The sequence below is a fragment of the Pseudomonas coronafaciens pv. oryzae str. 1_6 genome, assembly GCF_000156995.2.
In the GTDB taxonomy this organism is placed as follows: domain Bacteria; phylum Pseudomonadota; class Gammaproteobacteria; order Pseudomonadales; family Pseudomonadaceae; genus Aquipseudomonas; species Aquipseudomonas tremae.
Genome location: NZ_CP046035.1, coordinates 3444532 through 3466612 on the forward strand (window position 1 = coordinate 3444532; position 22081 = coordinate 3466612).

24 protein-coding genes are annotated in these 22081 nt (G+C 60.6%); 9 read left to right on the top strand and 15 right to left on the bottom strand.

All coding sequences use genetic code 11. The features are described from left to right. Positions 1-84: 84 nt before the first annotated feature. Positions 85-633 carry a GNAT family N-acetyltransferase gene (locus POR16_RS15455; RefSeq protein ID WP_005890320.1) on the bottom strand — a complete coding sequence of 183 codons (549 nt, stop codon included), beginning with the start codon at positions 631-633 and terminating at the stop codon, positions 85-87. Between the two features lie 160 nt (positions 634-793). Here POR16_RS15455 and POR16_RS15460 point away from each other — a divergent pair, with 160 nt between their 5' ends. Then, a complete protein-coding gene (locus POR16_RS15460; RefSeq protein ID WP_005890319.1) occupies positions 794-1627 on the top strand; it encodes an ion transporter in 834 nt (277 codons plus the stop codon). 98 nt (positions 1628-1725) lie between these two features. Then, positions 1726-2724: a sulfate ABC transporter substrate-binding protein gene (locus POR16_RS15465; RefSeq protein ID WP_042932302.1), complete on the top strand. Its 999-nt coding sequence runs from the start codon at positions 1726-1728 to the stop codon at positions 2722-2724. 62 nt (positions 2725-2786) lie between these two features. On the opposite strand, the gene POR16_RS15470 is transcribed toward POR16_RS15465, so the two are convergent. Genes POR16_RS15470 through ccmA form a run of 10 tightly spaced genes read right to left on the bottom strand, consistent with a single transcriptional unit; the run spans position 2787 to position 10158 of the window. Next, the gene (locus POR16_RS15470) at positions 2787-3194 is read right to left on the bottom strand and encodes a hypothetical protein (RefSeq protein ID WP_024689600.1); all 408 of its coding nucleotides are present in this window, start codon (positions 3192-3194) and stop codon (positions 2787-2789) included. Between the two features lie 11 nt (positions 3195-3205). Next, the gene (gene ccmI, locus POR16_RS15475) at positions 3206-4387 is read right to left on the bottom strand and encodes a c-type cytochrome biogenesis protein CcmI (protein WP_024689601.1); all 1182 of its coding nucleotides are present in this window, start codon (positions 4385-4387) and stop codon (positions 3206-3208) included. Then, the gene (locus POR16_RS15480) at positions 4384-4854 is read right to left on the bottom strand and encodes a cytochrome c-type biogenesis protein (RefSeq protein ID WP_122381247.1); all 471 of its coding nucleotides are present in this window, start codon (positions 4852-4854) and stop codon (positions 4384-4386) included. The genes ccmI and POR16_RS15480 overlap by 4 nt, the downstream gene beginning before the upstream one ends. Then, positions 4851-5387, bottom strand: a complete 537-nt coding sequence (locus tag POR16_RS15485; RefSeq protein WP_005890307.1) for a DsbE family thiol:disulfide interchange protein — start codon at positions 5385-5387, stop codon at positions 4851-4853. Before POR16_RS15485 ends, POR16_RS15480 begins: the two co-directional genes overlap by 4 nt. Beyond that, positions 5384-7357, bottom strand: coding sequence for a heme lyase CcmF/NrfE family subunit (locus tag POR16_RS15490; RefSeq protein ID WP_005890305.1), 1974 nt, complete (start codon positions 7355-7357; stop codon positions 5384-5386). Before POR16_RS15490 ends, POR16_RS15485 begins: the two co-directional genes overlap by 4 nt. Continuing rightward, on the bottom strand, positions 7354-7821 hold the full coding sequence (ccmE, locus tag POR16_RS15495; protein ID WP_005890303.1) for a cytochrome c maturation protein CcmE: 468 nt from the start codon (positions 7819-7821) through the stop codon (positions 7354-7356). Before ccmE ends, POR16_RS15490 begins: the two co-directional genes overlap by 4 nt. After that, positions 7818-7994 carry a heme exporter protein CcmD gene (gene ccmD / locus POR16_RS15500; RefSeq protein ID WP_005890302.1) on the bottom strand — a complete coding sequence of 59 codons (177 nt, stop codon included), beginning with the start codon at positions 7992-7994 and terminating at the stop codon, positions 7818-7820. The genes ccmE and ccmD overlap by 4 nt, the downstream gene beginning before the upstream one ends. Further along, the gene (locus tag POR16_RS15505) at positions 7991-8794 is read right to left on the bottom strand and encodes a heme ABC transporter permease (RefSeq protein ID WP_005890301.1); all 804 of its coding nucleotides are present in this window, start codon (positions 8792-8794) and stop codon (positions 7991-7993) included. Before POR16_RS15505 ends, ccmD begins: the two co-directional genes overlap by 4 nt. A 54-nt stretch (positions 8795-8848) precedes the next feature. Beyond that, entirely contained in the window at positions 8849-9520 is a 672-nt protein-coding gene (ccmB, locus tag POR16_RS15510) for a heme exporter protein CcmB (protein WP_005890300.1), read from the bottom strand. Continuing rightward, positions 9517-10158: a cytochrome c biogenesis heme-transporting ATPase CcmA gene (ccmA, locus tag POR16_RS15515; RefSeq protein WP_024671103.1), complete on the bottom strand. Its 642-nt coding sequence runs from the start codon at positions 10156-10158 to the stop codon at positions 9517-9519. Before ccmA ends, ccmB begins: the two co-directional genes overlap by 4 nt. Before the next feature lie 190 nt (positions 10159-10348). Between ccmA and fliK the strand changes: the two genes are divergently transcribed. Both fliK and POR16_RS15525 read left to right on the top strand, forming a co-directional pair. Beyond that, positions 10349-11986: a flagellar hook-length control protein FliK gene (fliK, locus tag POR16_RS15520; protein WP_005890298.1), complete on the top strand. Its 1638-nt coding sequence runs from the start codon at positions 10349-10351 to the stop codon at positions 11984-11986. Further along, on the top strand, positions 11986-12309 hold the full coding sequence (locus POR16_RS15525) for an EscU/YscU/HrcU family type III secretion system export apparatus switch protein (protein WP_005890297.1): 324 nt from the start codon (positions 11986-11988) through the stop codon (positions 12307-12309). Before fliK ends, POR16_RS15525 begins: the two co-directional genes overlap by 1 nt. Positions 12310-12331: 22 nt before the next feature. Here POR16_RS15525 and recR read toward each other — a convergent pair whose 3' ends face one another. Both recR and POR16_RS15535 read right to left on the bottom strand, forming a co-directional pair. Next, positions 12332-12934 carry a recombination mediator RecR gene (gene recR, locus POR16_RS15530; RefSeq protein ID WP_005890295.1) on the bottom strand — a complete coding sequence of 201 codons (603 nt, stop codon included), beginning with the start codon at positions 12932-12934 and terminating at the stop codon, positions 12332-12334. Between the two features lie 110 nt (positions 12935-13044). Next, complete coding sequence (locus POR16_RS15535) at positions 13045-13929, bottom strand: LysR family transcriptional regulator (RefSeq protein WP_005890293.1); 885 nt, start codon at positions 13927-13929, stop codon at positions 13045-13047. Positions 13930-14025: 96 nt separating this feature from the next. On the opposite strand from POR16_RS15535, the gene POR16_RS15540 reads away from it, so the two are divergent. The 4 genes from POR16_RS15540 to POR16_RS15555 all read left to right on the top strand — a co-directional run bounded on the left by POR16_RS15540 (position 14026) and on the right by POR16_RS15555 (position 18183). Beyond that, complete coding sequence (locus tag POR16_RS15540; protein ID WP_005890291.1) at positions 14026-15171, top strand: DSD1 family PLP-dependent enzyme; 1146 nt, start codon at positions 14026-14028, stop codon at positions 15169-15171. After that, a complete protein-coding gene (locus POR16_RS15545; protein WP_005890289.1) occupies positions 15161-15553 on the top strand; it encodes a RidA family protein in 393 nt (130 codons plus the stop codon). The genes POR16_RS15540 and POR16_RS15545 overlap by 11 nt, the downstream gene beginning before the upstream one ends. Positions 15554-15699: 146 nt before the next feature. Beyond that, on the top strand, positions 15700-16557 hold the full coding sequence (locus tag POR16_RS15550) for a GNAT family N-acetyltransferase (RefSeq protein ID WP_005890287.1): 858 nt from the start codon (positions 15700-15702) through the stop codon (positions 16555-16557). Positions 16558-16713: 156 nt separating this feature from the next. Then, positions 16714-18183, top strand: coding sequence for an aldehyde dehydrogenase family protein (locus POR16_RS15555; RefSeq protein ID WP_005890286.1), 1470 nt, complete (start codon positions 16714-16716; stop codon positions 18181-18183). Between the two features lie 446 nt (positions 18184-18629). Here POR16_RS15555 and POR16_RS15560 read toward each other — a convergent pair whose 3' ends face one another. Together POR16_RS15560 and dnaX are read right to left on the bottom strand one after the other, a co-directional pair. Beyond that, a complete protein-coding gene (locus tag POR16_RS15560; RefSeq protein ID WP_002552818.1) occupies positions 18630-18956 on the bottom strand; it encodes a YbaB/EbfC family nucleoid-associated protein in 327 nt (108 codons plus the stop codon). Between the two features lie 60 nt (positions 18957-19016). Further along, positions 19017-21182 (bottom strand): DNA polymerase III subunit gamma/tau, encoded by a 2166-nt coding sequence (dnaX, locus tag POR16_RS15565; protein ID WP_122381245.1) that lies wholly within the window; start codon positions 21180-21182, stop codon positions 19017-19019. 100 nt (positions 21183-21282) lie between these two features. Between dnaX and POR16_RS15570 the strand changes: the two genes are divergently transcribed. Continuing rightward, positions 21283-22080: a substrate-binding periplasmic protein gene (locus POR16_RS15570; protein ID WP_005890282.1), complete on the top strand. Its 798-nt coding sequence runs from the start codon at positions 21283-21285 to the stop codon at positions 22078-22080. Position 22081 lies beyond the last annotated feature (1 nt).

A 22081-nucleotide genomic window follows, 5' to 3' on the forward strand; every position in this document is an offset into this window, starting at 1 on the left:
ACCGCTATATGCAGTACATCAGAAAAACCAGAATAGCGGTTTGAAGACCGCTCCGCAGCCGTCGTAACCTTCTGCCCCCTACAGCTAAGTGATATCCCCCGGATTAACCAACGCCCTCAGAACGTGATCCTCCCAAACCCCGGCGATTTTCAGATAGGCGCGCGCAAACCCTTCCCTTTCGAAGCCGAGCGATTGCAGAAGTCGCTCACTTCGCAGGTTGCCCGGCATGTGGTTGGCCATGATGCGATGCAGGCCCATGCGCTCGAAACAGTAGCGATTGGTCATCTGCAGCGACCTTCTCATCAACCCCCGCCCCTGAGCGGACTCTGCCAGCGAGAAGCCAAGGTTGCAGGCCTGGAACGCACCTCTGACCAAGTTTGTGTAACTGCACCGCCCCAACACCTCGCCGCCGTCCGCTTCCGTGACAAGGAAGAAAATCGCGCGGCCGGCCTGCATGCTTTCCCACTGTTGCTGAACCCGTGATCTTGCGTTTTCGAGGATGAAATAGTCATCGTCCCTCAACGGCTCCCACGGCTGCAGATGCTCGCGATTGGCCTTTTCATAGCGGTTGACCAATTCGCAATCATCAAACGCCAATGTCCTTAGAGAAAACCCTTCGCCCGAATACTGCATGTATCCCCTCCCACGTCAGTCACCGAGGTTATCGCTCATTGAGCTCCAGCGCAGGAACGCAGTTCTGGACGCTCTGCGTCCTGTCCCGATCTTGCCACCGCACTTGCACTCACCTACCCAATCCTCCTAGGCTCTGCCGATATTCGAATCGGGAAGCCTCATGGACACCTCTCTCAGCCGTCGCGAACGGTTGCATATCGTTATTTTCGAGGCCAATACGCCTGCCGGGCGGACGTTCGACAAGATTGTCCTGGTGGCGATTCTGCTCAGCCTGCTGGTCACGGTCATCGACAGCATCGAGAGCATCCATCGCGACTACGCGACGCTGTTCGCCTGGATCGAGTGGGGCTTCACCCTGCTGTTCGCGATTGAATACATTCTGCGCCTGTACTGCTCACCCCGGCCATTGAAGTACGCCTTCAGTTTCTACGGCCTGGTGGACCTGCTGGCAATTGTGCCGGGCGTGCTGTCGATTTATTACAGCGATGCGCAGTACCTGTTGATCGTGCGAATCATCCGTATGCTGCGGATTTTCCGGGTGCTCAAGCTCGGCACTTACCTGCGCCAGGCCAATTACCTGCTGGCGGCGCTGCGCGGCAGCAAACAGAAAATCATCGTGTTTCTGGTCACCGTCTCGACGCTGGTCACGGTGTTCGGCACGCTGATGTACGTAATCGAAGGCCCGGAGCACGGCTTCACCAGCATCCCCAAAGGCATTTACTGGGCTATCGTGACTCTCACCACTGTCGGCTTTGGCGACATCGTGCCCAAGACGCCGGTGGGTCAGATGCTCTCGTCGCTGGTGATGATCATCGGCTACTCGATCATAGCCGTGCCCACCGGGATATTCACCGCAGAGCTGGCCAACGCCATGCGCGGCGAGCAGTTGAAGCATGATTGCCCGGTCTGCTCGAAGAACTTTCACGAGCATGGCGCTGCGTTCTGTTCGCGCTGCGGTAATCAATTGTTTCCAAAAGTAGAGCACAAGGCATAAGCAAAGACGTTTTCAGTCTTTAAACAGCAGGCGCGATACTGATAGTGTCGCGGCATTACGCCATCAAGCTTCATCAAGACAATCTCAAGGACCCTGCAGTGAACAGACTCTTCGCCGCTTCGCTACTGGCCGCCGGCCTGGCTTTTGCCAATGCTGCCCAGGCAGCCCCGACGCTGCTCAACGTCTCTTACGACGTGATGCGTGATTTCTACAAGGACTACAACAGCGCCTTCCAGAAACACTGGAAAGCCGAGAAGAACGAAGACGTGACAGTGCAGATGTCGTTTGGCGGTTCCAGCAAGCAGGCGCGCTCGGTCATCGACGGTCTGCCGGCCGACGTGATCACCATGAACATGGCCACCGATATCAATGCGTTGGCCGACAACGGCAAACTGGTGCCCGATGACTGGGTCACGCGCCTGCCGAACAACAGTGCGCCTTTCACTTCAGCGACTGTGTTCATTGTTCGAAAAGGCAACCCCAAAGCCCTGAAAGACTGGCCCGATCTGATCAAGGACGGGGTCGAAGTCATCGTGCCTAACCCGAAGACTTCAGGTAATGGCCGCTATACGTACCTGTCGGCCTGGGGTTACACCCTGAAAAACGGTGGTGACGAAGCCGCAGCGAAGAAGTTCGTCGGGGACCTGTTTCGCCATGTGCCGGTGCTCGACACCGGCGGTCGTGGCGCGACCACCACGTTCATGACCAACCAGATCGGCGATGTACTGGTTACCTTCGAGAACGAGGCAGAGATGATCGCTCGCGAATTCGGGCGCGATCAGTTCGAAGTGGTCTATCCGTCCGTGTCGGCAGAAGCCGAGCCGCCGGTGAGCGTGGTCGACAAGGTAGTGGACAGGAAAAAATCCCGCCCACTGGCCGAGGAATACTTGAAGTACCTGTGGTCGCCGGAAGGCCAGGAAATTGCTGCCAACAACTACTTGCGCCCGCGCGATCCGCAAGTTCTCGCCAGGTTTCAGGATCGTTTCCCTAAAGTAGACTTCCTCTCAGTCGAGAAAACCTTCGGGGACTGGCGCACCGTACAGAAGACACACTTCATCGACGGTGGTGTGTTCGACCAGATTTATCCGGGCAAATAAACCGCCCACGCGATGCAAAAACGGCGACCCATCAGGTCGCCGTTTTCATTTGCAGGCTTGAATCAGTTGCTGAACTGTTTGCCCAGCCCGGCCGGAACGCCGCTGGCGTCGGTCGCCTGCCAGGGGCCGTTGGGGCTGGTTGCCCAGCTCCAGCCATTGTTCCACTGATAATAAGTGCGCTGACGATAGAACGTATTGGGCTGACCATCCATCACGTACACGCCCAGGCGCGCATCCCAATGGCTCCCACCGCCCGGAGGCGGCGCGAAGCTGGCCGAGGTTTTAGGGGCGGCAGGCGGCGCCTGGACAGGCTCCTGCGGTGCAGGGGCTGGACGCGGTGCGCCAGGCTGCTGAGCGCCCGGCATAGTCGGAATCGGTTCCTGGCTATGGGGCGGTGCCGGATGCTGGACTGCGCAGGCACTCAGGCCAACGACCAGACCCAACAAGGTAATGCGTGCGGTACGGTACATAAGCGATTTCTCTAGTTATCCGGACTGTCGATGGTCAACACCTGCTGTGCCTCGGTACTGCTGGCCAGAGGCTGACTGCGGCCGACCCACTCACCGGTAGTTGGCTGGCCTGCGCGAGACACCCGCGCAACCAGTTGGACTTGCGGAAAGTTAGACAGTTTCAGTGACGACAACATTGCGTCGGAATCACTCAGCTCGACCTCGGCAGGCAGGTCGGCCACCGTGATGCGCTTGACCGCCAATGGCGCGGGCGGACCATTGATTGCCCGGGCAAAAATGAACACGCTGTCACCTGGCTGCACCTTGCCCTCAAGCGATGCGGCCAGCCTGACGCGTACCCTGAGCGAGTGTGCTTTGACCGGCGTGCCTTGTTCGGCAAGGTTTTGTCTGGCGCGAGCAATACCTCCTTCCAGCGCCGAGCGCGATGCATCGTCTGCGGGTAACGCTGCCAGCAGCCGGGTCCAATAATCCGCTGCCACTTGATAGCGCTGCGTTTCAAACGCGGCGATCCCCAGCAGGCCGAGGCTGATGACTTCGTTGGGATCGGCCTGCAGCGCCTCGTCGGTCAGTGCCTGCACCTGCGGAGTGAAGTGTTTGTCGCTGGCGAAATAAAGTGCCTGCGCCCACTGACCGAGCAGCTCTGGTGATCTTCCGGCCAGCGCAACTGTCCGCTCGAATACCCGCGCAGCGTCACCGGGACGATTTTGCGCAAGGTAGCTGCGCGCCAGAAAATACAGGTTCTCGGCAGAGTCCGGCTGCGCCTGAACGCTACGCTCCAGGCGCCGGGTCATGTCGGCCAGCGAGGTCGGTGGCCTGGCGAATTCACGGCTCAACTCGACCCGGTCACTGGCCCCCAGGCTCAGGTAAACCGCCAGGCCGAGCACCGGCACCAGCGCGGAAGCCAGCAACAACGGCGGCCTGCCCAAGCGCTGCGTGCGCACGGGTTCTGCACCTTCGGTGTCGGCCAGCAGCTCGCGAGCGGCCTCGGCACGTGCATCCTGGCATTGCTCGAGCGACAAAACGCCCTGCTCGTGCTGAGCCTGCAACTCGGCCAGACGCTCCTGATAAAGCGCGACGTTCAGCGCGGTGCGATCTTCTTCACGCTGCGCGCGCTGGCCGTGCAGCACAGGAATCAGCAGAACGCCCAGCGCCACCAGCAAGAGCAACGCGATTGCTACCCAGAAATCGATCATGAGCGGTGCTCGTCGAGCAGTCTGGCAAGCCGCTGCTGCTCGTCTTCGGACAACGCCGTCCCTTGCGCAGGGCGCTGCTTGCGACGACGCACGACGATAAAGCCGATCACCCCAACGCCGCCGAGCAGAAGACCGGCAGGGCCGAACCAGAGCAGCCACGTGCGTGCACTGAGGCCCGGTTTATAGCGCACGAAATCGCCGTAGCGTTCGACCATGAAATCGATGATCTGCTGGTTGCTCTGCCCTTCGCAGAGCATGCGGTAGATCTGCTTGCGCAAATCAGCGGCAATCGGCGCATTGGAGTCGGCAATGTCCTGATTCTGGCATTTGGGGCAACGCAGCTCTTGGGTCAACTCGCTGTAGCGCGTGCGCTCGGCGTCGTCACGGAAGGTGTAGGCGTCAATCGCTGCCTGGACAACACCGCAAAACAACAGGCTGAGCAGAACCACAGGCAGGCAGCGTTTCATGGCTTTGCCTCATCAACCAGCGCCTGATAACGGGCAGCCAGTTTTTCACGCCAGACCACGTCATCGATAACGCCGACATGCTTGTAACGAATGATGCCCTGACGGTCGATCAGAAAGGTTTCCGGCGCCCCGTACACCCCAAGATTCACGCCCAACGTGCCGTCCTGGTCACGAATATCAAGCTGATAAGGGTCGTGAAAGTCCTTGAGCCATTTGATCGCATCGGCATTTACGTCCTTGTAGTTGATGCCATAAATCAGCACGCCCTGCTGCGCAAGACGCTTGAGCAGCGGATGCTCGACACGACAGGCCACGCACCAGGTGCCCCAAACGTTGACCAGCGCGGGTTTGCCCAGCAGGTCCGCACGCGTCAGCATTTTTTCGCTCTGCACTTGCGGCAACGAGAACGACGGGAAAGGCTTGCCGATCAGCGCCGAAGGCAGCTCGGCGGGATCGAGATACAGACCGCGATACAGAAGCGCTGCCACGCCAAGAAACAATGCCAGTGGCAATAACATGATCCAGCGTTTCATAGTGCCGCTCCCGACAGGCCCAGTGCCTCGCGCACCTTGCTTTTGACCCGGGTGCGATAACGCCTGTCCAGCGCTGCCAGCACCCCGCCCAACCCGGTCAACAGTCCGCCGAGCCAGATCCAGCGCACGAACGGCTTGACGTGAACCCGCACAGCCCAGGCACCGTTGCCCAGCGGTTCACCCAATGCCACGTAAAGATCACGGCTGAAACCGGCGTCGATGCCCGCTTCGGTCATCACCGACTGCTGGACGCTGTACAGGCGCTTTTCCGGGTGCAGCTCGGTCAGCGGCACACCGTTGCGCAACACGCGAACCGTGCCGCGATCCGAGGTGAAATTCGGCCCTTCATAATGCGTCGCGCCCTCGAACACAAAGACGTAACCGCCCAGTTGCGTAGACTCCCCAGGGGCCATGCGCAGGTCGCGCTCGGCGCTGTTCTGGCTGGATAACACCACGCCCAGCATGCACACCACGATGCCCAGGTGCGCCAGTTGCATGCCCCAATAACTGCGGGTCAGGCTGCGCGCGCCCTTGAGCAGCCCCTTGTGGCGCGTCTTGTCGAACAGATCGCGAAGCCCGGCCAGCAGCACCCACGCGGCAAGCATGAAGGTCGCCAGCACCGCCCACCGGAAATCGCCCATGAGCAGCCCGGCGATCACAGCCAGCAGCGCACTGCCGATCAGCACCGGGGCAAGCATGCCCAGCAGCCATTTCAGCGGCGTGTCCTTCCAGCGCACCAGCACGCCGACGGCCATGACCGCCAGCAACAAGCCCATCAAGGGCACGAACAGGGCGTTGAAATACGGCGGACCGACCGACATCTTTGCGCCACTCATGGCATCGATCACCAGCGGATAAAGAGTGCCGAGCAAAATCATCGACGCCGCAACCACCAGTAACAGGTTATTGCCAAGCAGCAATGTCTCCCGCGACCACAGGCCGAAGCCGACATGGCTTTTTACCACTGGCGCACGCACCGCGAACAGGGTCAACGAACCGCCTACCACGATCAGCAAAAACATGAGGATGAACACACCACGCGCCGGGTCAGAGGCAAACGCATGCACCGAAGTCAGCACACCGGAGCGAACCAGAAAAGTACCCAGCAGGCTCAGGGAAAACGCCGCAATCGCCAGCAGCACCGTCCAGCTCTTGAACACCCCGCGTTTTTCCGTGACCGCTAGCGAGTGGATCAGCGCCGTGCCGACCAGCCAGGGCATGAACGAGGCATTCTCTACCGGGTCCCAGAACCACCAGCCGCCCCAGCCCAATTCGTAATAAGCCCACCATGAGCCCAGGCTGATACCGACGCCGAGAAAGGCCCAGGCGACCAGCGTCCACGGTCGCGACCAGCGTGCCCAGGCGGCATCGAGGCGACCGCCGAGCAGCGCAGCGATGGCAAATGCAAAGGCGACCGAAAACCCCACATAGCCCATGTACAGCATCGGCGGATGCACGATCAGGCCGATATCCTGTAGTAACGGGTTGAGATCGCGGCCGTTGGCGGGCATTTGCGGCAACAGACGCGCGAACGGGTTGGACGTGAAGATCAGAAACGACAAAAAGCCCAGACTGATCATGCCCATCACCGCCAGCACCCGCGCCAGCATTACTTGCGGCAACTGTCGGGAAAACACCGACACGGCGAAGGTCCAGCCGCCGAGAATCAGCGCCCAGAGCAGCAGTGAGCCCTCATGCGCGCCCCATACGGCGCTGAACTTGTAGTACCACGGCAGCGCAGTGTTGGAATTCTGCGCAACATAGGCGACGGAAAAATCGTCGGCCATGAACGCGTAGGTCAGACAACCGAAGGCAAAAATCAGAAAGCCGAACTGGCCCCACGCTGCCGGACGCGCCAGGCTCATCCATAACCTGTCGCCACGCCATGCACCGATCAGCGGAATGATCGCCTGCACCAGCGCAAAGCAAAGCGCCAGAATCATCGCCAGATGGCCGAGCTCGGGAATCATCGGTCTGCCTGCCTTGCGGGCGCATATGCTGCTGGCGCCTGACCGTTCTCGCGCAAAGCTTTGGTCACCTCGGGAGGCATGTACTTCTCGTCATGCTTGGCCAGTACTTCGTCGGCAACTACCACGCCTTGTGCATCGAGCTTGCCCAGCGCCACGATGCCCTGCCCTTCGCGAAACAGGTCGGGGAGGATGCCGCGATAGGTAATGGTCACCGACTTGCTGAAATCGGTGACTACAAAACGCACGTCCAGCGAATCCGCCGAGCGCTGCAACGAGCCCTTTTCCACCATGCCACCGGCACGGATACGTGTATTCAGTGGCGCCTCGCCATTGGCGATCTGACTCGGCGTATAAAACAAATTGATGTTTTCCTTCAGCGCGCTGAGGGCCAGGCTCAGGCCCAGGCCAACACCGATGAGCACGGCGAAGATAATCAGCAGACGCTTTCTGCGCAGCGGGTTCACGGTCGGCGCTCCCGTTTCAAACGATGCGCCTGTTGCTTCAGATAACGCTGCCGCGCCAGAACCGGCAGCAGCACGTTGATCAGCAGCACCAACGCACACAAGCCGTAGGCCGACCAGACGAACAGCCCGTGCCGACCCATGGCGAGAAAGTCGCTGAATGACTCGAAATTCAAGGCGTGTGCTCCGGCTGCGCGGTGGGCTGCCCCAGACTACGCATTACCTCAGCCCTGGCCCATTGGGTCCGTGACTCGCGACGCAGCACTTCAAGCCGCATGCGCAACAGCAGCACTACGCCGAAGAAACAGTAGAAACCTAATGTGGTGAATAGCAGCGGCAGCCACATCTGCGCAGGCATGGCCGGTTTTTCAGTGAGGCTGAACGTGGCGCCCTGATGCAGGGTATTCCACCACTCCACCGAGTACTTGATGATCGGGATATTCACCACGCCGACAATGGCCAGCACTGCGCAGGCCTTGCCGGCGCTGTCGCGATTACCGATGGCATTGCCCAACGCAATCAGGCCGAAATAGAGAAACAGCAGAATCAGCATCGACGTCAGCCGCGCATCCCAGACCCACCAGGCGCCCCACGTCGGCTTGCCCCAGATCGCTCCGGTGGCCAATGCCAGCGCGGTCATCCATGCACCGACGGGCGCGGCGGATTGCAGCGCAACATCAGCCAGTTTCATCTTCCACACCAGCCCTACCACACCACACACTGCAAGCAACACATAGCAGGACTGGGCCAGCATTGCGGCAGGCACATGGATGTAGATGATCCTGAAGCTATTGCCCTGCTGGTAGTCCGGTGGTGCGAACGCCAGACCCCAGATGATGCCGATGCCAAGCAACAGGCAGGCGGATACGCTCAGCCACGGCAGCAGGCGTGTGCTGATCCGGTAGAACCCTTTCGGCGAGCCGAGCGTATGAAACCAGGCCCAGCCGATGCTGCTTTTAGTGACGTCGCTTTTCATCAGGTGTTTCCAGGGTTTTGCAGGGCATCGGCAGTAACGATACCGAAACCTTGATTATTCACCGACGCTGATCTTCAGGCCGGCAGCTATTGCAAAGGGTGTCAGGGTAATCGCCAGCACGGTGAGGCTGCCCAGCCATAGCAGATAGCCAGTTGCGGGCATGCCTTGCATGGCAGCTTGCAGGGCGCCGCTGCCCAGAATCAACACCGGGATGTACAGCGGCAGGATCAACAAGGCGAGCAACAGCCCGCCGCGCTTCAACCCTACTGTCAATGCGGCACCGACAGCGCCCAGCAGACTGAGGACCAGCGTACCCAGTAGCAGCGAAAGCATCAGCACCGGCAGGCAATCGCCCGGCAAACCAAGCATCAAAGCCAGCACGGGCGACAACAGTACCAGCGCCAGCCCGGAAAAAACCCAGTGTGCCAGCACTTTGCTCAGCACCAGAAGCGCCAGAGGGTGCGGCGAAAGGACCCACTGCTCCAGCGAGCCGTCCTCGAAATCACTGCGAAACAGCCCGTCCAGCGAGAGCAGCACGGCCAGCAGTGCCGCGACCCAGACCAGTCCGGGCGACAAGGTTTGCAACAATTGCATCTGCGGGCCAATGGCCAGCGGAAACAGGGCGATCACCAGCGCGAAGAATACCAAAGGGTTGGCCAGTTCGGCCGGGCGACGCGCCAGCAGTCGGGCCTCTCGGACCATCAACAGAACAAAGACGCTGTTCATGCGGACCACTTCGCCAGATCCAGACTGCGATAGCCAGCAGGCACGTGGCTCAGCACGTGGTGGGTGGTGATTACAACCATGCCGCCCTGTTCACAGTGTTTTGCCAGAAGCGTCTCAAGCTGGAGGATGCCCTCACGGTCGAGCGCGGTGAACGGTTCATCAAGTACCCACAACGCAGGACCGGGCAGATACAGCCGTGCCAGCGCCACCCGACGCTGCTGCCCGGCCGACAACGTGTGACAGGGAGCGTCCTCGAAACCTGTCAGCCCGACCGAAGCCAGCGCCTGCAGAATGTCGTCGGCACTGGCCGACCGATGCAATGCACACAGCCATGTGAGGTTCTCTAGCGGCGTGAGCAGTTCCTTGAGCGCGGGGGCATGGCCAATCCACAACAGATTGCCTGCCGCTGCTGCCCGCTGCCGGTGCAGCGGCTGGCCATCGAGCAGCACCTGCCCGGCGGTCGGCAACATCAACCCGCACAACACCCGCAACAGGCTGGTCTTGCCGCTGCCGTTGGGGCCGCTGACCTGCAGCATCTCACCGGCACGCAATTGCAGATCAAGGTGCTCGAACAGCACTCTCCAGTCCCGCTCACACGCCAGCGCCGTTGCTTGCAAAAATGGGGGGACCGGGATCATCAAGCGCTTCCAGTGCTGTTGCGTCGCGAGATGTACCAAAACAGGCACATACGGAGTGAAAGAGGGTTCAAGTCGGGATTGATGCAGCCGTTACATGAAGAGAAGTTAATGGCGGCCAGCCCGGTTTTGGCCGGTATTATACATGCGAGTCCTGTTATCAAAGGGGCAATTTCCTCAGGTCGATATTTCAATGACAGGCGACATCACCAGCGTTCCGGCGACAACCCCCATTACGACATTACTGCGCGCCGGCGTCTCGCCTGCGCAAGTGCTGACCCTGTTGCATTCTTCGGAAAACCTGATCCCCGAGGGCGAAACTGTCGATGCCGAGGTGTTGACCCTCAAGCAGGTCAACCAGAACTTCCAGCTGCTGCTGCGCCTGGTGCTGGCCAACGGCACCCAGACCAACCTGCCGGTCAGCAGCAGCGTACCGTTCACTCCCGGCAGCATGTTGCAAGTGGCGCAGGCGTCGTCCAACGAATTGACCCTGAGCCTGCAACAGATCAACAACGCGCTGAAAAACTCGATGACCAGTATCGATACTCAGCGATTGCCCGCTGGCACGCTGGTGCAGGGCAAGGTACTGACCAGTCAGGAACTCAGCCAGGCGGTCACTCAGGCCACCATACCCAACCCGGCCACGGCGACGCCCGTTTACCGTTCCATCGTCATGCTGCTCAACACTGCGCTGGCAGGGTCCAGCCTGACCATAGAAAGCCCGCAGCCATTGACGGTCGGCAGTCTGCTCAGCGCTCAGGTGCAAGGCAGCCAGGCGTTGAATTTCGTCGCCCTGCCCAGCCGCTTCGATCAACTGGCGCTGGCTCAGCAACTGACCACTCAACAAAACCGCCAGGGCTCTCTGGAAAACCTGATCAGCACCTTGCAAAACCTGCAGTCAGCCAGCCCGGCCAATGCCGGCGGCACTGGTAACTCGGGAATCAGCGCCACACTTCAGGCCAGCATCAACCAACTGTTGAACGACCTCCCCGACATCGAGCAGATGAGCACCCCGAAAGGCGTCGCTCAGGCACTCCACGCCAGCGGCGTGTTCATGGAAGCGAAACTGCTGGCCGGACTGAACCCGATGCAAGCCCCGGACATGAAGGCCAATCTGATGCGCCTGATTGGCCAGATCCTGCCGGGTCTGCCGGAAAACCAGTCTTATGGCGCAGCGGCGGCCTCCAATACCCTGGCCCGGGCCATGCCCAATGCGATTCGCTATGCGCTCGGCACCTTGGGGATGGTCGCGGCGCGCACTCAGCCAAGCAGCTTTCCCCTGCCGTCGCGCATTGTCGGTGGCGGCGAGAAGGAAGACGATCTTGAAATACTCCTCAAGCTGGCTGCCGCGGCTGTTTCACGACTGCAAAGCCATCAGTTGGGCGGTCTGGAACAGACTCGCACCAACGCCGATGGCACTCAAGTGACCACCTGGCAGCTGGAAGTGCCGATGCGCAATGCCCATGACATCGTGCCGTTGCAGGTCAAGGTACAGCGTGAAGACAAACCTGACCCGGAAACCGGCGAAGAGCGCGAGGGCATCGAGATCACGGATAGCCGTGAAAAGCTCTGGAAAGTCGACCTGGCTTTCGACCTCGAACCGCTGGGGCCGATGCAGGTAAACGCGCAGTTGCTGCGCGGTACGCTGTCCAGCCAGCTATGGGCCGAGCGCCCGGAGAGCGCAGCCTTGATCGAACACGAATTGGGCCATTTGCGTGAGCGTCTTGTTGCCTGCGGTCTTGCCGTCGGCGAGCTGGCTTGCAGCCATGGCGTTCCGCCACAAGGCCCGCGCACCGCCCTTGAACAACGCTGGATCGACGAGAACGCCTGATGTCCCTACCCGATCATGTCCCGCGCCAGGCTATTGCCCTCACCTATGACGGCCAGCAGGCACCGACCCTAAGCGCCAAGGGCGACGACCAACTGGCCGAAGCCATCCTGGCAATCGCCCGGGAATACGAAGTGCCGATTTACGAAAACGCCGAGCTGGTCAAACTGCTGGCCCGCATGGAGCTGGGCGACAGCATTCCCGAGCCGCTGTATCGAACAATCGCCGAAATCATTGCCTTCGCCTGGCACCTGAAAGGCAAGTTTCCGGCTGGTCAGGACCCCGACGCACCGCCTGTGGAGCGGGATATTACGCCGCGCTATTGATCAGCAGATCAACTGAGCCGCATCACAATGCGATCGGCTTGCGCCCGGCAAACGAGTGCGCAAGGGTGCCGCCGTCAACCAGGTCCAGCTCGCCACCCAGCGGCACGCCATGAGCAATGCGCGAGGCAACCAGGCCCTTGTCATTGAGCAACTGCGCAATGTAATGCGCAGTTGCTTCGCCTTCCACAGTCGGGTTGGTGGCCAGGATCACTTCGGTGAAAGTGCCTTGGCCGGCAATGCGCTCCATCAATTGCGGAATGCCGATGGCCTCGGGGCCAAGACCATCAAGCGGCGACAAATGGCCCTTGAGCACAAAATAGCGACCTCGATACCCCGTCTGCTCCACCGCGTAGACATCGGTCGGCCCTTCGACAACGCACAGCAGCGTATCGTCGCGACGCGGATCGGCGCATTGCGGGCAGAATTCCTCCTCGGTCAAGGTACGGCAAGAGCGACAGTGGCCGACGCCATCCATCGCCTGCCCCAGCGCCAGCGCCAGCCGGGAGCCGCCGCTGCGGTCGCGCTCCAGCAGCTGCAACGCCATGCGTTGCGCGGTTTTCTGACCGACGCCCGGCAGCACGCGGAAGGCATCGATCAACTGGCGAATCAGGGGGCTGAAGCTCATGGAGAAAAATCCGACAAAAACACAAGACGCGGTTTATACCCGCGCGTTGCTGTGAGCGTCAATTGAGGTATTCGATACTGCGACCAACAGCGCATAACCTATGGCGTTGATTAGCCTTTCAAAGCAGTCTCCAGAAACTCCGTCAGAGCCTGCACGCGAGCGCTGCGATGCTTGCGCAACGGCACCAGCAGGTTGATCGGAGCACTGGCCAATTGCCAATCGGCAAGGACACGTATCAGGTGGCCTCTGGCAATCGCATCGCTGACATCCCACTGCGAACGCAGCACGATCCCCTGCCCCTGCTCGGCCCAGCGTCGGGCAACCGAACCATCGTTGCTGAGCAGCGCAGGCTGGACGCGCAGGGTCTTTTTCATCTGCCCCTTGCTCAGGTGCCAGAGGGTCACGTCCTCGTCGTTTTCGCGGATGCAGATGCAGCGATGAGCAGACAACTCTTCAGGCGTCGAGGGCGCGCCATGCTGTTCGAGATAAGCAGGGCTGGCGCACAGCCAGCGGTGGTTCTGGGCTAGAGGCCTGGCGATCCACAAGCTGTCATTCAGGTTGCCGATGTGAATGACCGCGTCGCTGTCATGACGATCCGGCCACGGCGTTTCGCGCAGGTCGAGGTGCAGGCACAGCTGCGGATGCAGTTTGGCGAAGCGCGACAACAACGGCGCAATGCGTTGCCGACCATAACCGAACGGCGCCACCAGGCGCAGGGTGCCCACCAGACGATCATCGCGCTGCCTGAAGGACTCGGGCAACGCCTCCAGTTGCTCCAGCAGGTGCGCGCTCTCCCGGGCAAACCGCTCGCCATCGGCCGTCAGGCTCAGCCGTCTGGCGTCGCGATTGGCCAGGGTGATGCCCAATTGCGTCTCCAGTTTGCGCAAGCGCATCGACAGCGCAGGTGGCGATACGTTGAGAACCCGGGCAGCAGCGCTGAGGGATTCACAACGCGACAGAGTCACAGCCAGGCGCAAGTCTTCGATGGCAATCATTCAGTTCAGCTTAAGGATTGATGAAGCCTCATTGAAGCACAGCTTCATTCCCAACACGTAAAGTGCTGCTCGTACCCAGTCACACGAGCCTCGCCCATGTCAGCCTTTCTGTCCTCTGTGTCCTCTCTTGATACGCCGGTTGCGCTGCTTGATGTGCCGCGCATGCAGCGCAATATCCAGCGCATGCAGCAACGCATGAATGAACTGGGCGTGCGTCTGCGCCCCCACGTCAAGACCAGCAAGTCGCTGCCGGTCATTCAGGCGCAGATCGCCGCAGGCGCCAGTGGCGTGACGGTTTCGACGCTGAAGGAAGCGGCGCATTGCTTCGCCGAAGGCATCAATGACGTGTTCTACGCCGTCGCCATCGCGCCCGGCAAGCTGCATCAGGCACTCAAATTGCGAAGCGACGGTTGCCGGCTGAGCATTTTGACCGACAGCGTGGTTGCGGCGCAGGCCATTGTTGCCTTTGGTCAGCAACACGACGAGCGCTTCGAGGTGTGGATCGAAATCGATTGCGACGGTCACCGCTCCGGGCTGGCGGTCGAGGACAGCGCACTGACAGAAGTGGCGAAAACACTGGTCGAAGGCGGCATGCAGCTGCGTGGCGTCATGACCCACGCGGGCTCCAGCTACGACCTCGACACACCTGAAGCTTTGCAGGCCCTGGCCGAGCAGGAGCGTTTGCTGTGTGTCCGCGCCGCCGAGCGCATTCGCAACGCCGGGCTGCCCTGCCCGGAGGTCAGCATCGGCTCGACACCCACCGCGTTGTCTGCCCAGAGCCTGGAAGGCGTGACCGAGGTGCGTGCCGGTGTGTATGTATTCTTTGATCTGGTGATGCACAACATCGGCATATGCCGGGCGGACGAACTGGCCCTGAGCGTGCTGACTACGGTCATCGGCCATCAGCAGGAAAAAGGCTGGATCATCGTCGATGCAGGCTGGATGGCCATGAGCCGGGATCGCGGTACTCAGCGCCAGCGTCAGGATTTCGGTTACGGTCAGGTCTGCACCGATACCGGCGAATGGATCGATGGCGCGCGGGTGACCGGGGCCAATCAGGAACACGGCATCATCACTCTGGCGGCAGGCGAAATTGCCGACATCAGCGAACGTTTCCCCATCGGCAGCCGGCTGCGCATTCTGCCCAACCATGCGTGTGCAACTGGCGCGCAATTTCCGGACTACCACGCTTGTGACGCCGATGGCGCCATTCACACCTGGAGTCGCCTGCATGGCTGGTGATATCGAGCTGATCGGCACAACTTCGGCCGCAGCACCCGGCGGCCACTATGCTCAGGCGGTGCTGCATGAGGGCATCCTGCATGTCTCCGGGCAACTGCCGGTGCGCGCCGACGGCAGCCACAGCGTTGACGAACCGTTTGAAATTCAGGCCGCCCTCGCGCTGGACAATCTGATTGCCATTCTACGCGCGGCAGGCTGCGGCCCGGATGACCTGCTCAAGGTAACGGTTTATGTCGCAGGCATCCGGCACTGGCCGGCATTCGATCGTATCTACGCGGGTTATCTGGGCGAACACCGTCCGGCACGCGCCGTGGTGCCGGTCCCGGAGCTGCATCATGGCTACCTGATCGAGATCGAAGCCGTGGCGCGGGCCGCACGATGAAGAGTCTCGGGAACACGGGCGTTCGGTGACCCTGCTGGAACGTGACTATATCGGTCAGTCCACTTCGGCAACGTGCGCCGCCAATGAGCGCAGGCAAGCTGATTTGAGCCAGACCGACCCCCCAACCTGTTTTCAAGGAGACGCCCATGCCCGCCAAGTCAGAATCCCCTTATCAGTACCGTCCGGTGACTGCCGCAGACATTCCGGCTGCGCACGCCCTGTCGGTTCATCTCAAATGGCCGCATCGCGAAGAAGACTGGGCGATGGTCCAACGCACTTCGCAAGGCTTTGTCGCCGTGTGTGAGGGGCAGTTGGTCGGCGTAGCCTTCACCTGTCATCAGGGCGACTGGTCTTCGATTGGCTTGGTGATTGTCAGCGACGAGCATCAGGGCAAAGGCATTGGTCGCCGCCTGATGAACCTGTGCCTGGAAGCGACAGCGCCGCGTACGCCGATCCTCAATGCCACAGAGCTGGGTGCGCCGCTTTATCAAAGCCTTGGCTTTGTCGACTTTGCGCGGATTCAGCAGCATCAGGGCATCCCCGACCTATCCCGACAGCACACCCTTGGCGATGGTGGCCAGCTTCGTAAACTTGGTTCCGTCGACCATCCCGAGCTGATTCGCCTGGCCAACGCAGGCAGCGGACTGGACCGTACTGTTGTGCTAACCGACCTGTTGCGTGACGCCGAGCAGGCAGTCGGCATCGAGCATTACGGACAGTTGCAGGGCATCGCCCTGCTGCGACGCTTTGGACGCGGGCATATCATCGGCCCGGTGGTCGCCCAGACTTTCGAACAGGCTCAGCAGTTGATCAGTCACCTGCTGCGGCAGATCCCCGACCTTTTTGTGCGCTTCGACATTCTCGCCGACTGCGGACTGGCGCCGTGGCTGGAAAGCCTGGGCCTGCCCTGTGTCGACCGGGCGCCGCGCATGGTGCGGGGCACGCCTCCGCCGATCAGCACGGAGGTGCAGCAGTTTGCGCTGGTGACCCAGGCCATTGGCTGATATCACAGCGAATTACGAGCCGAAACAGGTCCGCAAGGTCAGCGGGGCTGCATACAGCAGATTATTCTTTGCAGCCCTCAAGTTCGGCGTTTTTTATCCACACTGCTTTGTTAGCTTATTGACATCAAATCACTATTGCTCCAGGGAGCCCGCTGGATGACCACTCAGCCCTTGAACAGCCACTGCGTCGATCCGAACACCTCGCAGAAGTTTTATATCGACGGTCACTGGTGCGCCCCGCTCACCCCGGCCAGCATTCCTGTGGTCAACCCGGCAACCGAGAAAGTCGTTGCGCATGTCGCCAGTGGCACTGCCGCCGATGTCGATCGTGCAGTGGCAGCAGCGCGTGCGGCTTTCGCGAGCTGGTCCGGCACCTCAGCGCAAGTCCGTGCGCAGTTCATCGACCGCATCCATGAGCTGATCATCGAACGCAAGGAAGAACTGGCACAGGCGATATCGCTGGAAATGGGCGCATCAATCAGCTCTGCACGCGCCATGCAGGTGCCGCTTGCTGCCGAGCATGTGCGGGTCGCGCGTGACCTGCTGGCGACTTACCGCTTCCAGACCGTCGAAGGCAGCACAGCCATAAACCGCGAAGCGATCGGCGTGTGTGGGCTGATCACGCCTTGGAACTGGCCGCTTTATCAAATCACCGCCAAAGTCGCGCCGGCCATCGCGGCGGGTTGTACTGTGGTGCTCAAACCCAGCGAACTGTCGCCGCTGAGCGCGCTGCTGTTCGCGCAACTGGTGCATGACGCCGGCTTGCCACCGGGAGTATTCAATCTGGTCAACGGCAGTGGAGCGGAAGTCGGTGGTGCTATGGCGGCCCACCCTGACATCGACATGATTTCGATCACCGGTTCGAACCGCGCAGGCGCACTGGTAGCGCAAGCCGCTGCACCGACCGTCAAGCGAGTCACTCAGGAACTGGGCGGCAAGTCCCCGAACATTCTGCTGCCTGATGCCGACTTCGCCAAAGCCGTGCCGCCTGGCGTGATGGCGGCCTTTCGTAATGTCGGCCAGTCATGCAGCGCACCGACGCGGATGATCGTGCCGCGGGAGCGTCTGGCAGAGGTAGAAGCGCTGGCCGCCGCGACGGCAGCGTCCATCATCGTCGGTGATCCGCAAGCAGAGCGCACGGTGCTGGGGCCTATCGCCAATGAGGCACAGTTTCATCGTGTGCAGGCAATGATTGATGCAGGAATCAGCGAGGGAGCGAAGCTGGTGTGCGGCGGGCCGGGTCGTGTGCCGGGTCACGAGCAGGGCTTTTTCACGCAACCGACGGTGTTCTCTGAGGTGGACTCATCGATGCGTATCGCCCAGGAAGAGATCTTCGGTCCGGTGCTGTGCCTGATTGCCTACGACACGATCGATGAAGCGGTCGCCATTGCCAATGACACGGTTTACGGATTGGGTGCACATGTTCAGGGCCAGGACCTTGAACAGGCCCGTTCGGTCGCTTCGCGCATTCGCGCCGGCCAGGTCCACCTGAACTACCCCAACTGGAACCCGATGGCGCCGTTCGGCGGTTACAAACGCTCGGGCAATGGCCGCGAATATGGTGTGCATGGGTTCGAGGAGTATCTGGAGATCAAAGCAATTGTGGGGTTTGGCACGGTTGGTTGATGCATTTATTGCTGCCATGTAGCGTTCAGCGTCTTGCACAAGCCCGCTCTTGATTCTGGCCGTAGGCCGTGGGAGTGAACTTGTTCACGAAAGGGCCAGTATCATCACCAAAAACGCGGCGTCTGAAACACCGGCTTCGCGAGCAAGCTCGCTCCCACGCCCTTCGGGCAGAAGCCTGAACGCCCCATTTTCCGGGCATTCCAATACGATGATCGGTCCGCGTGGTAATGCATTTCGTGACGCTCCGCGTCACACCAAGGCTCTGCGACGTCAGTGCTATCGTGATGAAAAAGCGCTTTTCCTTTGTGTGCAGTGCCTGCAAGGCAACGCAGGACGTGGCAAAGCCCCGCGTATTGACGCGAGAATCAGTTCGACTCATGCACAAGAAACCCGGACAGAAAAATGCCAGGCTCCAGGCCTGGCATTGATCCTCGCGCAAACAACCGTCAGAACGGCAGCTTCATGCCCGGTGGCAGCTGCATGCCGGCGGTCATGGAAGCGGTCTTGTCCTGGCTGGCCTGTTCGATCTTGCGCACAGCATCGTTAACGGCAGCGGCGATCAGGTCTTCCAGCACTTCCTTGTCTTCCTGCATCAGGCTGTCATCCAGATTGATGCGCTTGACGTCATGACGACCGGTCATCACCACACTCACCAGGCCTGCGCCCGATTGACCGGTAACTTCTGCGTTGGCCAGTTCTTCCTGCATCTTGGCCATTTTTTCCTGCATTTGCTGCGCCTGCTTCATCAGGCCAGCCATGCCACCTTTCATCATGGGATATCTCCTCGAAAATGGATGGTTCGTTTGCACGGCGCCAATCGCGCCAAATCTCGGTTATTGGGCCTGCACTGCAGGCGGATCAACAGGCTTGATCGTATCTTCCCGGATCACGGCACCAAACTGTTGCAGCATCTGCTGGATGTACGGGTCGGCCTGGATCGAGGCTTCAGCCTGTCGCTGACGCTCGGCACGCAAGCGTGAAGCTGCCTGAGCAGGGGTTTCTTGCTCGGGCTTGATCAGCTCGATACTCAGATTGATCGTGCGACCATGGTACTGGTTCAACGCATCGTTCAGACGGCGCTGCTGCGTCGAGTTGAACAGCGCGCTGTGCGCCGGGTCCAGGTGCAACAGCCAGTCATCGCCCTCGACCGATATCAGGGTGCAGTTGGCAGCGATGCTGCCGGTCATGCCGGAAACAGGCAGTTTCGGAAACACTTCCAGCCATTCGGCGGCAAGACCGGTGGCGGGCATGGCCGCAGGGGCCGGCTCTGGCTCGACAGCTTCAAGCTCGACGACGCTTTCATGCGCGAGCTCATCAAGATAACTGTAGGACGCCGGGTCGATATCAATGTCCGGTTCGACGTAATCGTCGTCTGCCGGCGGCTCATCTTCGCGGTCCATCGGCGCAGCATTCACGGATGCAGACAGGTAGGCTGAATCCGGGATGACTTCGTGCATCGCTGAGGCAGCATGCTCTTCGACCGCCGACTGCGAGGCCTCGGCCTCAGGCGCGTCCGGTACCGGGCTGGCAGGCGCGGGGCTGGGCATCGGCGTAAGGTCTGGCTGCGCAGAGAGCGTTTCCAGAACAGGCTCGACCACAGGGTCCGCTTCTGCAGCGGGCTCGGCTTCGGCAGCCGGCGCCTTGGGTTCATTCCACGGCAGATCGACTTCTTCGACCGGCTCGGCTTTCTGTTCGGGATCGGCTTTCGGCACTGGCTGCGCCGCTGGCGTAGCGTCGGCCTTCACCGGAGCGGCGGGCGGCACGGCCTCGAAAGCGGGGTCTGGAGCGGCCATGACTGGCGCTACCGGAGCCGCCGATGCAACAGGTGTCGCATCCGCCACTGCTTTGCGGGAATCAACCGTGGCCTGGCTGATCCCCACTGGCTTTAGCGGTTGTCTGGGCGCGTCCTCGCTGTCAGCTGGGCGGAATGCCAGCATGCGCAACAGCACCATCTCGAAACCGCCACGCGGATCAGGGGCCAGCGGCAGGTCGCGACGGCCGATCAGGCACATCTGGTAATAAAACTGCACGTCTTCGGCCGGCAGCGCCTGGGCCAGCGCCAGCACGCGATCACGGTCGCCATGGCCGTTATCGACACCTTCGGGCAGCGCCTGGGCAATAGCCACGCGGTGCAGCACGTTTAGTATTTCCGAAAGCACCCCGCTCCAGTCGGGCCCCTGCTCGGCCAGATAACGCACAGCCTCCAGCACACCTCGGGCATCGCCTTCGAGCAGCGCAGTCAGTACATCAAACACCTGGCCGTGGTCCAGCGTACCGAGCATGGCACGCACATCGGCAGCCATGACCTTGCCTTCACCGAAGGCAATCGCCTGGTCGGTGAGGCTCATGGCATCGCGCATCGAGCCATCGGCGGCGCGCCCAAGCAGCCACAGGGCGTCGTCTTCGAACGGCACATTCTCGACACCCAGCACGTGGGTCAAGTGTTCGACCACACGCTCGGGCGTCATATTTTTCAGAGAAAACTGCAGGCAACGCGACAGAATGGTCGCCGGCAACTTTTGCGGATCGGTGGTCGCGAGGATGAACTTGACGTACGGCGGCGGCTCTTCAAGCGTCTTGAGCAAGGCGTTGAACGAGTGACTCGACAGCATGTGAACTTCGTCGATCAGGTAGACCTTGAAACGCCCGCGACTTGGCGCGTACTGCACGTTATCGAGCAGCTCGCGAGTGTCTTCGACCTTGGTACGGCTGGCGGCGTCGATCTCGATCAGGTCGACAAAGCGGCCTTCGTCGATCTCCTTGCACACCGAGCAGGTGCCGCAAGGCGTCGAGGTAATACCGGTTTCACAGTTCAGGCACTTGGCGATGATCCGCGCAATAGTGGTCTTGCCGACGCCCCGTGTGCCGGTGAACAGATAGGCATGGTGCAGGCGCTGACTGTCCAGCGCGTTGATCAGGGCCTTCAACACATGAGCCTGGCCGACCATTTCGCGGAACGAGCGCGGACGCCATTTACGTGCTAGAACCTGATAACTCATTGAAAACCGTCGCGACTGGTAAGCGGAAGACCGCCAATGCTAGCCGAGCAGGGGCAAAATTGCATCCGGTGTCCGTGTCTATTGTGGCTAAGCTGGCTAAATGAATGAATTGAAGCGCTATATCCTGGCCCTTGCCTTGAGTGTGCCTTTACGAGCGATCGTGACGGGGCTGCTCTTCTCATCCGCGCAAACCAGCCATGCAGGGCAGCCGCCGTTGCGCTTTGCGATCAATGAAGGCTGGAGCATGCCGATGATCCACATCACCGACTACCAGCCAGAAGCCGGCATTCTGTTCGATATCACCCGAAGCCTGGTCCAGCATGTGGGCAGGGAGGCCGAATACCACGTAATGCCGCGCCTGCGCATTCAGGCTGCGCTTGAGAATAACGAGGTAGACATCTATTGCTACGGCTCACAGGCGTGGTACCCGGACCTCTCAGGAGATTATCTCTGGAGCCTGCCGATCCTTTATCAGCGCGACTGGCTGGTTGCCTCCGCAGAAACCGCTGCGGGCCCTTATCCCGAGCAGTTCGACAATGAAACCGTTGGCACCGTATTGGGCTACAACTACCCCGCCCTGCAGCACCTGTTTGACAGTCACCGCCTGAATCGCGAAGACGCACGCACTCAGAAGCAGGCGCTGGGCAAACTGATTGCCGGACGTTACAACTACGCGGTCACCAATGAATTGATCCTCGAGTGGACCAATCGCAGCCTGCCTGTCGGCAAGAAGCTCAAGCCTGTTGCGATGATCGCCGAGCAACCGGCAGCCTGCCTGATCCGCGACAACCCGGACCTGCCAGTGAGCAGGATTCTGCGTACGCTGTTGCAAATGCGCATGTCGGGAGAGATCGAGCAAATTATCGACCACTACACCTCACAACTCGCTCATCAATAAG

Coding starts and splice junctions, on each gene's coding strand:
- POR16_RS15455 (WP_005890320.1), bottom strand. CDS start 633: ATGCAGTATTCGGGCGAAGGGTTTTCTCTAAGGACATTGGCGTTTGAT.
- POR16_RS15460 (WP_005890319.1), top strand. CDS start 794: ATGGACACCTCTCTCAGCCGTCGCGAACGGTTGCATATCGTTATTTTC.
- POR16_RS15470 (WP_024689600.1), bottom strand. CDS start 3,194: ATGTACCGTACCGCACGCATTACCTTGTTGGGTCTGGTCGTTGGCCTG.
- ccmI (WP_024689601.1), bottom strand. CDS start 4,387: ATGATCGATTTCTGGGTAGCAATCGCGTTGCTCTTGCTGGTGGCGCTG.
- POR16_RS15480 (WP_122381247.1), bottom strand. CDS start 4,854: ATGAAACGCTGCCTGCCTGTGGTTCTGCTCAGCCTGTTGTTTTGCGGT.
- POR16_RS15485 (WP_005890307.1), bottom strand. CDS start 5,387: ATGAAACGCTGGATCATGTTATTGCCACTGGCATTGTTTCTTGGCGTG.
- POR16_RS15490 (WP_005890305.1), bottom strand. CDS start 7,357: ATGATTCCCGAGCTCGGCCATCTGGCGATGATTCTGGCGCTTTGCTTT.
- POR16_RS15505 (WP_005890301.1), bottom strand. CDS start 8,794: ATGAAAAGCGACGTCACTAAAAGCAGCATCGGCTGGGCCTGGTTTCAT.
- ccmB (WP_005890300.1), bottom strand. CDS start 9,520: ATGAACAGCGTCTTTGTTCTGTTGATGGTCCGAGAGGCCCGACTGCTG.
- ccmA (WP_024671103.1), bottom strand. CDS start 10,158: ATGATCCCGGTCCCCCCATTTTTGCAAGCAACGGCGCTGGCGTGTGAG.
- fliK (WP_005890298.1), top strand. CDS start 10,349: ATGACAGGCGACATCACCAGCGTTCCGGCGACAACCCCCATTACGACA.
- POR16_RS15525 (WP_005890297.1), top strand. CDS start 11,986: ATGTCCCTACCCGATCATGTCCCGCGCCAGGCTATTGCCCTCACCTAT.
- recR (WP_005890295.1), bottom strand. CDS start 12,934: ATGAGCTTCAGCCCCCTGATTCGCCAGTTGATCGATGCCTTCCGCGTG.
- POR16_RS15535 (WP_005890293.1), bottom strand. CDS start 13,929: ATGATTGCCATCGAAGACTTGCGCCTGGCTGTGACTCTGTCGCGTTGT.
- POR16_RS15540 (WP_005890291.1), top strand. CDS start 14,026: ATGTCAGCCTTTCTGTCCTCTGTGTCCTCTCTTGATACGCCGGTTGCG.
- POR16_RS15545 (WP_005890289.1), top strand. CDS start 15,161: ATGGCTGGTGATATCGAGCTGATCGGCACAACTTCGGCCGCAGCACCC.
- POR16_RS15550 (WP_005890287.1), top strand. CDS start 15,700: ATGCCCGCCAAGTCAGAATCCCCTTATCAGTACCGTCCGGTGACTGCC.
- POR16_RS15555 (WP_005890286.1), top strand. CDS start 16,714: ATGACCACTCAGCCCTTGAACAGCCACTGCGTCGATCCGAACACCTCG.
- POR16_RS15560 (WP_002552818.1), bottom strand. CDS start 18,956: ATGATGAAAGGTGGCATGGCTGGCCTGATGAAGCAGGCGCAGCAAATG.
- dnaX (WP_122381245.1), bottom strand. CDS start 21,182: ATGAGTTATCAGGTTCTAGCACGTAAATGGCGTCCGCGCTCGTTCCGC.
- POR16_RS15570 (WP_005890282.1), top strand. CDS start 21,283: ATGAATGAATTGAAGCGCTATATCCTGGCCCTTGCCTTGAGTGTGCCT.